Here is a 12,643-nt window from a genome sequence, read left to right on the forward strand (position 1 = left end):
GATGCCACCTTTCTGCGCACCACGATTGAGACCGTGCTGCGCGAGATTTTGAAGACGGTCAGCTGGCAGTACATTTCCTTCAACGAACAAAACGGCCAGTATTACCTGGACTTGAAAAAAGATGTTGCAGTGGATGACCTGATCGAACAAAGAGCAGAGACGCTGATGCCGCATGATCTGGATCAGTATTATTTTGAGGCGCTAGCTCTGGTCACAGAAAGCGCGTCCAACACGTACATATCCGGGTATAAGATCTGGCAGCACGAGTTGCCGTGGTGGGAACGGCGTGTGATGCGGCAAGGGTATCTCTTTTTCGGTGCGCCGGTCGATCGTTCCACGGCGCAGCCGCCGCGGGACTTTTACATCTACATGTTGCAGCCGTTTGATCCGCCGAAGTTCAAGGATGAGGAACGCCCGGATGAGGTGTTTTTCGTTCTGAAGGAAAAGGATGAAGACTTCCTGGGTGCCTTGTCGAGTTATGCGGCAGCCAGGAAACTCAGCGCAAACGCAGCGGCAGGGACCAAACACCTGTATGAGGAAAAGGCGCAGGAATATCTGCGCCAAATCACACGCTGGCTACGGGAAAACTGGCAGCGCGCCTTCGATGTGACGCACAGAGGCTCGACCAAGAAGATTTCCCGTTGGCTTGCCGGCTTGCCGCCGCATGCCTCGGTGCGGGAGATCATCGACCGGGTGGCCTCCAGTTGTCTGGCGCCCTATTTTGAGGAGAAGTATCCGGATTACCCTGCTTTTACAAAACTGAATACCCCCTTGACCCCGCAAAACCTACCCGTCTATGTGCAAGATGCGCTCAGGAGTATTGCCGGGAACACGACAAAGAGCGGCATCGCTCTTTTGGACGGCCTGGTGTTGATGGATGGGGAGAAGGTGTCGGTGCGTCGCTCCGGATATGCGGGCTGGGTTTTGGACGAATTGGAGAAAAAAGGCCCAGGACAGGTGATCAACCGCTCTGAAATGATTGAGCGGGTGAGCATCGGTCAGGGGCCAGAAGAGGTGGAAAGGACCACGGCGTTTGGCATGGAACCGGAGCTGTTGGTCGTCGTCCTGGCGGCGCTGGTCTATCACGGTGAAATCCTGCTGACGGTATCCGGGACGACGTATGATGCGATGCGTTACGATCAACTGATCAAGCTCCCGCTGGAGGAATTGAAGCAGTTCAGCCATCTCAAGCGGCCGAGCGAGATTCCATGGGCCAGCCTGCAGGCGCTCTTTGATGTGCTGGATATTCAGCGGGGGCTGCTGCAGGAGTCCGCCTTGCAACATGGCATCGTGGAGATGAACCGCCGAGCCAGGGGCTATCTGGATGAGACAGTACGGATGCTGGAAGTGGTGCGGGGAGGGATTCCCGTTTGGGAAGGGCCATTGTTGACCGCCTCCCAGAAACAGGAGTATCGGGACCGTCTGGAACGGCTGCGGACCTTCTTGGAACAGGTGCTCATCTATGATACGCCGGCCAAACTACGGAATTTCAAATTCCGCGTGGAGGAAGTGGAGCAACAGAAACAGGCGCTGCTGCTGATCCAGGACCTGAAAGAATTGCAGCAACGCGCCGCCGAGCTGACCCAGCTGGGTACCTATCTGCTCACAGCACAGCAGCAATTGCCGGAGGATCACGCATGGAGACAGGAGGCCGGACAGGCTCTGGCTGCATTGTTGCGAGCACTTCGGCAGGGACAAACTGCATCGGCTGAAGTGCGGCATATCCAGTCGCTGAAGGCCCAATATCAGGATCTATACCTACAGCTGCATCATCAGGCCCGACTGAATATGAGTGAAGAGAGCAAGCGGCAGGAATTGCTGAGCGCCCCCCATTTCGCCGCTTTGCAAACGTTAAGTGCCATTGAGTTGTTGCCGGAAAGCCAGCTGCAGCAGTGGCAGAAAAGCCTGCGGGCGCTAAGAACCTGCGCTGCCTTGAGCAAGGCGGATCTGGCACACCATCCCGTTTGTCCGCATTGCCGGTTTCGCCCGCGCGACGAACGATTGGCAAAGGTAGAGCTTTCCACATGGCAAGATCAGTTGTATGAACTGTTTACCCAGTGGACACAGATGCTGCTGGACAACCTGAACCGGCAGGAGGTGCAGGCGGGCATGGTTTTGCTGGCAGAGGAGCAGCAAGCATTACTCCGGCAGTTCATGGAGAAGAAGGTTTTGTCTTTGCCCGTCGAACCCGCCTTTGTGGAAGCGGTCCGCCTGTTGTTGAAAGGGATTGAGCGGGTCGAAGTGACGGTGGAAGAGTTGAAGGACATGGTGGGCGGCGGCAATCCGCTGACCGTGGATGAATTGCGAACCCGCTTTGAACGGCTTTTGCGGGAACGGCTACGTCCCTACCCGGATCCCCAGCGCGTCCGGATCATGTTGCGAGCGAAGCAGGAATGAGGAAGGGGAATCCGCGTGGGCCAGCACAGCGAGCAAGTGTCGTTGTTTGAAAAGAAGGTGGACCGCCGGCAACCGGTGACCTGCCTGGGGATGATCTTTGAGAGCGAGTCGGCCCGGCGGGCTTATTTCACGGACGAGCTTCGGCGCCGTCTGCCGGCGTTGCGGGAGATGGAGGGCTTTCCCATCGGATCGGAGGAAGACATCCTGGCGCTTTCCGACCCGCCTTACTATACGGTCTGCCCCAACCCTTTTCTGCCGGAGATTCTGAAGGAATGGGAAGAGATGAAGGAGGAGCCGGACGCGGAGGAACCATACCGCCGTGAGCCTTTCGCCGCCGATGTCTCCGAGGGAAAAAACGATCCGATTTACAATGCGCACAGCTATCATACCAAAGTGCCTCATAAGGCTATCATGCGGTACATTTTACATTACACACGACCTGGGGACATCGTCTTTGACGGTTTTGCCGGGACAGGGATGACCGGTGTGGCGGCACAGCTCTGCGGCGATCGGAAAGAGGTGGAGAGCCTTGGCTACCGGGTGGAGGCGGATGGCACCATCCTGGATGAGGAAGGACGGCCGTTCTCCAAGCTGGGGCCACGGCGGGCCATTTTGAACGACTTATCACCGGCCGCCAGCTTTATCGCTTACAACTATAACACGCCGGTGGATGTGGAAGCGTTTGAACAGGAAGCCAGGCGCATCCTCGAGGAAGTGGAGGCCGAGTGCGGCTGGATGTACGAGACGCGTCACGTGGTGGACGGCGAACCGCAAGCCGGTGCGAATGGTGAGCCCATCATCGGCCGGATCAATTACACGGTGTGGAGCGATGTGTTTCTCTGCCCGCACTGTGCCGCCGAGATGATTTTCTGGGAAGTGGCGGTGGACCAACAGGCCGGCAAGGTGCGCGATCATTTCCAGTGCCCCGGTTGTGGTGCGGAACACACCAAGCGCAGCGTGGAGCGGGCCTGGGAGACGCGCTTTGACGTGGCGATTGGCGAAACGGTGCGGCAGGCCAAGCAGGTACCGGTGCTGATCAACTATTCGGTCGGCCGGAAACGGTATGAGAAGCGACCTGATGCCGACGACCTCGCGCTCATTCGGCGGATTGAGGAGATGGAGATTCCCTATTGGTTTCCGAAAGCTCGCATCCCTGAGGGGGACAAAACTGGTGACCCAGTGAGGATTGGGATTACACACGTGCATCATTTTTATACGCAGCGTAATTTGTTATGTCTATCAAGGTTATACGACTTAGCAAGTTCGAGAGAACGGGTATCCTTAAGGTTAAAACATTGGCTTAATGCTATTGAACATGGAGTGTCGAAAAGGGTTAAACATGGTAATTGGTCGTTTCCGATGAGTATACTAAGCGGCACTTTGTATATACCAGGGCAAAACAGGGAAAATACTCCCCTAAATTTGTACTTCAACAAATACAAACGGTTACTTAAAGCCTTTAGTAAGACAAGGTACACCAGAAATTCATGCATTGTTTCTAACCAATCATCTTCGTATATTCATTTAATAAAAAGCCATTCGATCGACTACATTTTTACCGACCCGCCTTTTGGGGCAAATCTTATGTACTCTGAACTCAACTTCCTCTGGGAGGCCTGGCTAAAAGTGTTCACCAACAACAGGACAGAGGCTGTGGTCAACCAAACGCAAGGAAAAGGTTTGGTGGAGTACCAGCGACTGATGGAGGCCTGTTTCAAGGAGTATTACCGTGTCCTAAAGCCTGGGCGCTGGATGACGGTGGAGTTCAGCAACTCACAGGCCAGTGTGTGGAATGCCATCCAGGAGGCGATTCAGCGGGCGGGTTTTGTGATCGCACACGTGGCGGCGTTGGATAAAAAGCAGGGCAGTTTCAACGCTGTGACCACGACCACGGCGGTTAAACAAGATTTGATTATCTCGGCTTACAAGCCATCGGAAGAAATGGTCAAAGAAATTCGGTCCCATCAGGGAATGGCGCAGTCGGCCTGGGGGTTTATCGAGAATCACCTGCGGCAACTGCCTGTTTTTCTCGGCAGGAAGGGACAGGCGGAGACCATCGTGGAGCGGATGCCCCGCGTCCTTTACGACCGGATGGTGGCTTATCACGTGCAGCACGGCTATCCCGTACCTTTGTCATCGGCCGAGTTTCAGCAGGAGCTGGCTCAGCGGTTTTCCGTACGGGATGGGATGGTATTCCTGCAGGAGCAGGTGGCCGAATACGATAAGAAACGGCTTTTGGCAAAGGAGTTCGTTCAGTTGAACCTCTTTGTTGCCGATGAGAACAGCGCCATCGAGTGGCTGCGCCAGCAGCTGATGAACAAGCCGCAGACCCGACAAGAACTGTACACTCCCTTTTTGCGGGAGATCCAGCACATTGCCAGTCATGAACGCCTGCCGGAGCTGGATGATCTGCTGGCGCAAAACTTCCTCTGCTATGAGGGGGAGGGTCCGGTGCCCAGCCAGATTCACAGCTACTTAAGCAGTAATTACAAGGACCTTCGCGGTCTGGGCAAGGAGGACGCGGCCTTGCGGGAGAAGGCCAAGGGGCGCTGGTATGTACCCGATCCGAACAAGCAGGCCGACTTGGAACGATTGCGGGAGAGAGCACTCTTACGCGAGTTTCAGGCGTATCTCAAGGAAGTGGCGACGGGAAAAAAGCGGCTGAAGGAGTTCCGCACTGAGGCGATCCGGTTCGGATTTAAAAAGGCCTGGCGGGAGGACGATTACCAGACCATTGTGAGGGTGGGCGAACGCTTGCCGGAGAAAGTGCTGCAGGAAGACGACAAGCTACTGATGTACTACGACAACGCCCTGATTCGCCTCGGCCAATAAGACCATCAGGCGAATCAAGCGGGGAATTTCTGCAGGGGAAGCTTCTTGCGGGAGGGGAACACTGCTTGGACACCTGGCGCGAGCAGATTTTGCGAGATTTTCAGCCGCCTGTGCCGCCTTTGACGCTGGCCTGTGATCCGGATGATTTGTTGTTAGATGAGGAACTCTTGGCAGCTTTGAGGGCGCGTCAAATTGAAATGGTGGATGCGGGTGATCCGGTGGCTTTCCGCTACCTGTATGAAAAGACATATCGCGAACGGGTGGCCGGGAGGCGAGTGTTTCTCCTCATACGGACCAGGGGACATGTAGAGGAATTGCCATATGACGTAATCAAACAAGGCCGCCGCCTTACGTTCCGGCTTTCTTCACTCTTTCCCGGTCTGTCCTTGCCTGTCATCCGGCAGCTGGACGGGGGGGCCAGGAATGCATTGTATACCGCATACCAGTCACAGCGGGGGAAGCATTTCAGCCGGGACCAGACGGATGACGTGTTTACAGATGCACAAACGTGTGATTTCATTTTGCGCTGGGTGTATCAAGTGGCGCCCGAGACGTTGCAGGACGAGGTTTCCTTGATCCGTTTTTTCCTGTCCGTTAATCTACAACAGCTGACTTTTCCCGAGGTGCTGCAGGCGCATTTGTTGCGGCAGTGGGAGAAAAACCCTGCGTTGGGCAGGTTGCCGCTGGGCGACTGGCTGGCTTCACCGGCCGCATTTTACCGGGATTTGCAGACGCGGTGGGAGGAATATTTGCAGCAAAAGGCGCATTCCTCCGGCCTGGCTCGCGAGGGAACGGGATATCGGGAAGGGGGCGTGGAGGAACTTTATCTTGGGGCCGATCATCCTTTTGAACATCCTGAGGTGCAGCGGCTTCTGGACAATTTGTTTCTGGAAGGAAAACTGAAGCCTGCCGAGGGCTTTGCTCCGCATCAACTGCCGGCATGGGCCAGGGTGGGAATTCGCTACGATCCTCTGGCAGAGGAGCGGCAGCGCCTGGAAGGCATGCTCTCTGTGCTTCAGTCGCATGTCCATTCTGCGGTTCGGTACCAGGACTGGATGAAAACAGCGCTCTTGTATGGTGAGATGAAGGCACTTTCTCTGGCGCACAGCGAAGCGGTCCCTTTGAGAGAGTTGCTGGAACAGATGGAAGCGGCCGTCCACCGGATGAATGAACGCTTTGAAACATGGATGCTCCAGAATTTTAGCGGTTTGAAAAACCTGCCGTATCTTCCAAGACCGGTCATGGTACACCATGTGCCGCATTACCTGGCATCCAAGCACCGACACCGCACAGCACTCCTTGTCCTCGATGGCATGAGTGTGGTGCAATGGGTGCAAATACGCCGGGCACTTCAGCAAAGCTTGCCGCAGCTGATCTTTGATGAGCAAGCGGTGTTTGCCTGGGTCCCTACCATGACTTCCATCTCGCGCCAAGCCCTTTTATCCGGGGAAATTCCGCTGTACTTTACGGAAACGCTTGCCACCACGGCCAAGGAGGAGGCCAGGTGGTGCCTGTTCTGGGAGAACCAAGGCGTGCCGCGTATGCATACCCGTTATGAGAAGGGGTTAGGCTTTTCGGCCAGGTCTTTGCCGGAGTGGCTGGAAAATCGGGAGAATCGCGTTATTGTTCTGGTGATTGAGGCCATTGATCGGCTCATGCACAAAGCAATTCAGGGACAGCAGGGTTTGAGCCTAGAACTGGATCTTTGGCTTCGCCAAGGATTCTTGGCAGGGCTGTTGACGACACTGCTACAATATGATTATGACATCTATCTGGCCTCGGATCATGGTAATCAGGAAAGTCGGGGGACGGGTCGCCTGCGAGAGGGTGTGCTGGCTGAGACGCGGGGCGAGCGCGTCCGAATCTATCCTGACGTGCGCTTGCGCGATGAACGAGCTGCGGCCGCTTGCGGCATCGCTTGGCCTGGCGATGGGTTGCCGGAGAATGTGTATGTAATGCTGGCGAGAAGCGGTACGGCGTTCGTCGGGGAAGGGGAACGTGTGGTCAGTCACGGCGGGATCAGCCTGGAAGAGGTCGTGGTGCCCTTTGTCCGGGTGAGGGAACGAGAGGGAGCTGGCGGATGAAGAAACCGGTCGGTTTTGATCAGAAAGTGACGTTGGAACAATTAGAACTGACTCTTCGAGAAGCCCTACGGGGTACGGAGCTACCGAAGGTGTATCAGGTGCTGGATGAGGCCTTGCAGGAAAACGGTCGGGGTGCAAAGGCGAGGAGAAACGCGCGGACGATTCTGATCAAGCTCTGGTTCCGCGTCGATTCCAGGTGTGCTTCGTTAAGGCAGCGTGCTTTGAGACTGTCTCCTTCCCTTTCTCCAGGTGAACGTTTGGTCCTGCACTGGGGCATGGCATTGTTGGCCTATCCTTTTTTTCGTGATATTGTCCATGAAATGGGGAGGCTTTTTGCCTTCCAGGATGCGGTGGCTGGTCATCAGATTGCGCGAAAAGTTAAGACATTGTACGGTGACCGCCGGAGGGTAGGGGTGGCCGCCACTGCAGTTCTTGGCAGCATGAAAGCGTGGGGCGTAGTAGAGGCTGGTGCGGATCACCTGTACCGGCAGAGCATGCCAATTGTCGTCGAGCGTCCCGAATTAAAAAGGTGGCTGACGGAAGTCTTGCTTCACGCATTCGATGAACAGTGGATGGTTCTTGAGTTGATCCCGTCGGCGCCGGCCTTGTTTCCGTTTCGGTTTTCCTTAAAAAGTCATGAATTGGAAAAGACCACACTTCAACTTGTACGGCAAGGCGGGAATATGACGATGGTGGGAATAGAGCAAAAGAAGGGTGCCATTGCCCAAAAATGAAAACAACGGTTACATACATCAACCCGGATTTCGACAGTTTTGGCCCTCGGGATGTTTAAGGGCTGGAGATTCCATTATTCTCCGTTTATGGACGGCAACAGATGACTTTCCTCACAGTTGAGGGCGTCAGAAGGTGTACTTTCCCCTACGCCGAATCAAGCCATACCTGCTTAAACCAAACAAATTGTACGTTAAGAGCTTCAGTCTCTGGAGCGTCAGGTTCCCTTCCTCACTGCCACTGGAGAATTGGTCGATCGTAAACCCTGTTTCCGCCTCTTTGATAGGTTTCCCGGCGTTCCCTCGATGGTTGTAGAAACGCCAGACCTTTTCGCCCTCCCAGTCAAACGTCGTCGTGACGTCTTCATGCTCCCATAACCCGTTCAAACAAAGCACCTCATCCGGGTCGACGTCGAGGCGACGGATGATTGAGGTGGACCCCAAGTCAAAACATTTTTTTGGCCTTTCTTAAGGTGTGTGGGATGTCTAGAATCTGGATATGCATTGAGGGTTCATTGAAGCGAGGAGAGATAGGTTAGCCGAGGACGAAAGGGGGAGGGACCGATCGAGAATCGCGGCGGCTCGAGGGGCCGGCCGATTTCCCGTGGTCGTTTCTTTCTCGGCCTCGCCGTCCGGCTGCGGCGGTGGTGGGATATAATGAGACATGGATGCAAAGCGGAGGGGGCGGTATCCGTTTTCACCAGGTTGACGCGGGAAGAGGTGTTGGGCGCGCTGCCGCTCAAGGCCGTTCGCCGACGGAAAGGGTATCATTGGTTTGTGGTGGGGACCGTTTGTATAGGGGCCTTTATGGCCGCTCTGGACGCCAGTATCATCAACATCGCCTTGCCGGTACTTAAAAAGCAGTTCGACGTCGGCATGCATATTATCGAATGGGTCAGTCTGGTCTATTTGTTGACCCTCGGGGGACTGATTGTCCCCTTCGGTCGGCTGGCGGATCTGTTCGGCCGGAGGTGGATGTATGCCCTCGGTTTTACCGTATTCATCGTGGGTTCCGCGATGTGCGGTTGGGCGCCCTCGCTTTTGTTTTTGCTCGTGGCCCGGGTGGTGCAGGCGGTCGGGGCGGCCATGCTTCAGGCCAACAGCGTGGCGATCATCACCGCCGCCGCCCCGGCGTCGGATCGCGGGAAGGCGATCGGCTTTCAGGCCAGCGCCCAGGGGATCGGGTTGAGCCTCGGGCCGGCCGTCGGCGGGGCTCTGCTAGCGCTTTGGAATTGGCGATGGATCTTCTTCGTGAATCTTCCCATCGGAGTCATCGGGACGGTTCTGGGGATTCTGCTCCTCCCGGAGGACGAGAAACGCGCCGGACGGGAGCCGTTCGACTACGCCGGAGCGGCACTTCTGGCTCCGACCCTCGTGGCCCTGATTTATTTTTTGAACATGGGCGTCAAAGAAGGGTGGGCGTCCTCCTTTGTCGTGAGCAGTTATGTCGTATTTATCGTGGGCCTTGCGGCGTTCTGGTTTGTCGAGAAGCGTTCGGAGGCACCGATGGTGGATCTGAGCCTGTTCAAGAATCGAACCTTCGTTTTGGGGAATGTGACCGGGGTTTTATCCTTTGCAGTGATGTATGCCGTGCTCTTACTCTATCCGTTTTACCTCGACGATGTGCGGCACATGAATCCGTTTCACTCGGGGCTGTTCCTCTCCGTGGTTCCCATCGGGATGACGCTCTTAACCCCGGCCTCCGGTGCGGTGGCGGATCGGGTCGGTTCCCGGCTTCCGGTGATGTTCGGCATGGCCATGGCCTGCATCGGTTGCGTGGTTTTAGCATTGGTCCCGGCCACTGCCGGGCTGACTCCGATTCTGATCGGACTGTTTTTGGTCGGGGCCGGCCTCGGAGCCTTTACGCCGCCGAACAATAGCCGTGTGATGGGGAGTGCACCGGCTCATCATCTGGGGGTGGCCGGCGGTATCCTTAACATGTCCAGAACGCTGGGCATGGGGCTGGGAATTGCTCTGGGAGGGTTGTGTTATCAGTTGTTTCTCGCCGTCCAGGGCGTTGTCCAGGAAAGTGCGGCACCCCTGGGTGCGATGATTCACGCGTTTCACTGGTCCTTCTTGGTGGTTGCCGGCATCGCGGCGGTGACCTGGATCCTATCCTCATTAAAGGTCCTTCATCCTGTACAAAAATAAGGGGTGTTCCCCATGACAACAACCAACAAACCCAACCGGTTGGCCCGGGAAAAATCGCCCTATCTGCTCCAGCACGCGTATAACCCTGTGGACTGGTTCCCCTGGTCCGAGGAGGCCTTTGAGAAGGCGCAGCAGGAAAATAAGCCCGTTTTCTTGTCGATTGGCTACAGTACTTGCCATTGGTGTCACGTCATGGAACGGGAATCCTTTGAAGATCCTGAGGTGGCGGAACTTCTGAACCGTCATTTTGTGGCGATTAAAGTGGACCGGGAGGAGCGGCCGGACGTCGACCATCTGTACATGGCCGCGTGCCAGGCCCTGACCGGGCAAGGAGGTTGGCCGCTCACCGTGTTCTTAACACCGGAAAAAGAACCCTTTTACGCCGGAACTTATTTTCCCAAGCGGAGTCGATATGGCCGCCCGGGGCTGATGGAACTGTTGACCCGGGTGGCGCAGTTGTGGGAAAAGGGGGCGGACCGCGTCAAAGACGCCGGGAGGCATCTCACCGGACAGATCGGGGAAGCTCTTGGACGGGCCGCTCAGGGAGAGGTGGATGCGGGAACGCTCACCCGGGCCTTCGAGCAGCTTTTAGCCAGCTATGACCACACCTTTGGCGGGTTTGGCCACGCCCCGAAATTCCCACGGCCCCACGATCTTTTGTTTTTGTTGCGGTACGGGGTGCGCAGCGGGCGGCGGGAGGCTTTCGATATGGTGCAGGGAACCCTCGAGGGGATGCGCCGAGGGGGGATCTGGGATCACGTCGGCTTTGGATTTGCCCGGTATTCCACCGACCGGCGTTGGCTCATCCCGCATTTCGAGAAGATGCTGTACGATAATGCCCTTCTTGTTCTGACCTATCTCGAAGCGTACCAAGCGTTGGGCGACCAGCGATGGGCGCAGACAGCCCGGGAGATAGTTACTTACGTGCGCCGGGAGATGACCGATCCCGGGGGTGGATTTTACTCGGCGGAAGATGCGGATTCAGAAGGGGAGGAAGGAAAATTTTACGTCTGGACGCCCCAGGAGATCACAGAAGCGGTGGGGCCGGAGGATGGTGAGGTTCTCTGCCGGTACTTTGGTGTGACGGAGGAGGGGAATTTTGAAGGCGGCCGATCGGTGTTGAATGAGATCGATACGGATGTCGATTTGCTGGCCCGGGAACTGGGAATGACTCCCGAAGAGATTGATAGGAAGGTCCGCCGGGGGCTGGAGATTCTGCACTCGGTGCGGGATCGCCGGGTACACCCTCATAAAGACGATAAAATTCTCACCGCTTGGAACGGGCTGATGATCGCGGCGTTGGCCCGGGGGGCTCGAGTGCTCGGGGATGCGGACTATCTGGTATCCGCCCGGCGGGCGGCGGAGTGGCTGTGGCGGACTTTGCGCCAGGGGGACGGCAGGCTGTTGGCGAGGTATCGGGATGGCGAAGCGGGGATCCTGGGTTATTTGGACGACTACGCCTTTTATATCTGGGGTTTGTTGGAGTTGTACCAGGCCGACGGAGATGTGGCGTGGCTGCGGCGGGCGATTCGGCTGGCGCAAGATGTGCGGACGTTGTTTTGGGATGAGAAGGAGGGGGGCTGTTTTCTGACCGGGTCGGATGCGGAGGCGCTTTGGTCCCGGCCCAAGACGGCGGAGGACGGGGCCCTGCCTTCCGGAAACTCCGTCCTGGCCCTGGACCTGCTGTGGCTAGGCCGCCTGACGGGGGATCCGGCCTGGGAGCGGTGGGCGGAGGCCCAGCTTCGGGCTTTTGCCGGGGCGGTGTCCCGGTATCCCGCCGGATACACCTTCTTCCTGACGGCCTGGGATTTCGCCCTGGGCCCTTCTGAGGAGATCGTGGTGGCCGAACCGATGCGGAATGAAGAGGGGTCCAGCGGGGAGGGTTTCCCCGGGGTGCCGCAGGCTCAGGGCTCCCTTGCCGCGGCCCGCTGGCCGGCAGAAGTTCGGCGCCTGTATCTCCCCCGGGCTCTGTGGGTGGTGAGGCCGGATGGCGCGGAGGGGGATCGGGTGTCGGAGGTGCTGCCCTGGGTGAGTGGCCACCGGTCGAAGGGTGGGGAGACCCAGGTGTACATCTGTCGGGGAAATGCCTGTGAGCGCCCGCTGCCCTGGGGGCATGCAGTGGCACGGCTGCAAAGCATTGGCTCCGGGTTTGTGGATGAGTAGATTCGCCTCCCGGGATCTTTTTCTGAAAGACGGCACTGTAGTATACTTTGGACGACGGACAATGGATGGAAGACAGGGTGCGCCCGATCGGCGCTGAAAAGGGAAGTCCGGTGCAATTCCGGCGCGGTCCCGCCACTGTGATGGGGAGCCGATCCGCAGCGGTCATTGGGCATGTTGCCTGAGAAGACGCGGAAAGGTGAAGATCCTCAGCCAGGAGACCTGCCCTGTCCGACAACCGGCCGCACACCTACGCGGATAGGGGGGCGCGAACATGGTCGTGGTGTT

7 protein-coding genes and 1 riboswitch are annotated in these 12,643 nt (G+C 57.0%); of the genes, 6 read left to right on the forward strand and 1 reads right to left on the reverse strand.

Annotated elements, in window-relative coordinates; genetic code table 11:
• Positions 1-24 precede the first annotated feature (24 nt).
• The 4 genes from BTUS_RS01985 (at position 25) to BTUS_RS02000 (ending at position 8,047) form a co-directional block, all read left to right on the forward strand.
• A complete protein-coding gene (locus BTUS_RS01985) occupies positions 25-2,397 on the forward strand; it encodes a DUF6079 family protein (RefSeq protein WP_280990931.1) in 2,373 nt (790 codons plus the stop codon).
• Between the two features lie 15 nt (positions 2,398-2,412).
• Positions 2,413-5,229, forward strand: a complete 2,817-nt coding sequence (locus BTUS_RS01990) for a DNA methyltransferase (protein ID WP_013074455.1) — start codon at positions 2,413-2,415, stop codon at positions 5,227-5,229.
• A 65-nt stretch (positions 5,230-5,294) separates the two neighbouring features.
• Entirely contained in the window at positions 5,295-7,313 is a 2,019-nt protein-coding gene (gene pglZ / locus BTUS_RS01995; RefSeq protein WP_013074456.1) for a BREX-3 system phosphatase PglZ, read from the forward strand.
• 89 nt (positions 7,314-7,402) lie between these two features.
• Positions 7,403-8,047: a hypothetical protein gene (locus tag BTUS_RS02000; RefSeq protein ID WP_218917979.1), complete on the forward strand. Its 645-nt coding sequence runs from the start codon at positions 7,403-7,405 to the stop codon at positions 8,045-8,047.
• A gap of 126 nt (positions 8,048-8,173) precedes the next feature.
• Here BTUS_RS02000 and BTUS_RS02005 read toward each other — a convergent pair whose 3' ends face one another.
• A complete protein-coding gene (locus tag BTUS_RS02005; protein ID WP_013074458.1) occupies positions 8,174-8,431 on the reverse strand; it encodes a hypothetical protein in 258 nt (85 codons plus the stop codon).
• Between the two features lie 270 nt (positions 8,432-8,701).
• Between BTUS_RS02005 and BTUS_RS02010 the strand changes: the two genes are divergently transcribed.
• On the forward strand, positions 8,702-10,195 hold the full coding sequence (locus tag BTUS_RS02010; protein WP_013074459.1) for an MFS transporter: 1,494 nt from the start codon (positions 8,702-8,704) through the stop codon (positions 10,193-10,195).
• Between the two features lie 12 nt (positions 10,196-10,207).
• Positions 10,208-12,358 (forward strand): thioredoxin domain-containing protein, encoded by a 2,151-nt coding sequence (locus BTUS_RS02015; RefSeq protein WP_013074460.1) that lies wholly within the window; start codon positions 10,208-10,210, stop codon positions 12,356-12,358.
• A gap of 58 nt (positions 12,359-12,416) precedes the next feature.
• Positions 12,417-12,599, forward strand: a riboswitch (cobalamin riboswitch).
• Positions 12,600-12,643: the final 44 nt, after the last annotated feature.

It is taken from the genome of Kyrpidia tusciae DSM 2912 (genome assembly GCF_000092905.1).
Classification (GTDB): Bacteria; Bacillota; Bacilli; order Kyrpidiales; family Kyrpidiaceae; genus Kyrpidia; species Kyrpidia tusciae.

What these genes read in the sequence shown, in the direction of transcription:
- BTUS_RS02015 (WP_013074460.1), top strand. Translation starts at nt 10,208, where the DNA reads ATGACAACAACCAACAAACCCAACCGGTTGGCCCGGGAAAAATCGCCC.
- BTUS_RS02010 (WP_013074459.1), top strand. Translation starts at nt 8,702, where the DNA reads ATGAGACATGGATGCAAAGCGGAGGGGGCGGTATCCGTTTTCACCAGG.